This is a genomic window from Arthrobacter sulfonylureivorans (assembly GCF_047607445.1).
GTDB lineage: Bacteria > Actinomycetota > Actinomycetes > Actinomycetales > Micrococcaceae > Crystallibacter > Crystallibacter sulfonylureivorans_A.
On record NZ_JBLKRT010000094.1, the window covers coordinates 1 to 890 of the forward strand.

Annotated in this window: 1 protein-coding gene; it reads left to right on the top strand. The window is 68.2% G+C overall.

Translation table 11 applies throughout. The features are described from left to right. A partial coding sequence (locus ACMX2H_RS18935; RefSeq protein WP_414962825.1) for a shikimate dehydrogenase occupies positions 1-819 on the top strand: 819 nt, incomplete at its 5' end. Positions 820-890 lie beyond the last annotated feature (71 nt).

An 890-nucleotide genomic window follows, 5' to 3' on the forward strand; every position in this document is an offset into this window, starting at 1 on the left:
GCCTCCCTCACTCCCCCGATGCACGAACGCGAGGCGGACCACCACGGGATCCGCTATCTTTACCGGCCGATCGACCTCTCCGTCATCAACCGTCCGGGCGACCAGGTAGGCCAGCTGCTGCACCAGGGTCGCGATCTGGGGTACAACGCGTTCAACATCACCCACCCGTGCAAGCAGTTGGTGCTGGAGCACCTGGACGACGTTTCCGACGACGCCCGCCGGCTGGGTGCCGTCAACACCGTGGTGATCCGGGACGGAAAGTTCATTGGCCACAACACCGACTTCTCCGGCTTCAGCAGGGGAATGGAACAGGGCCTGCCCGACGCCGAGCTCGGCGCGGTCGCCCAGCTAGGCACCGGCGGTGCGGGGTCCGCCGTCGCCTACGCCCTGCTGAAGAAGGGGCTCCGGCGGCTGACGCTGCTGGATCTTGACCCCCAGCGCGCCGTAGAACGCAGGGACGCCTTGGCCGCGCTCTTCCCGGAACAGGAAGTGGCGGTGGCGCCCATGGACCAGTTGCCGGACGTGCTCGCGGCCGCGGATGGGATCCTCAACGCCACACCGGTCGGCATGCACAGCCACCCGGGCCTTCCGCTGGATCCCGCCCTGCTCCAGCCCCGGCACTGGGTGTCGGATGTGATCTACCGTCCGGTCGAAACCGAGCTGATCGCCGCCGCCAGGGCCAGGGGCTGCCGCGTGCTTGACGGCGGCCACATGGCCGTCGGCCAGGCGGTCGACGCCTTCCGCTACATCACCGGTCTGGAACCGGATCCGGCCCGGATGCGCGCACACTTCCTCGAACTCCTTGCCCAAGGCCGGTAACGGCTGCCCCAGCTGCAGGAAAGGTCATTCCCTTGCGTACCTCCATCGCCACCGTCTGCCTCAGCGGAACG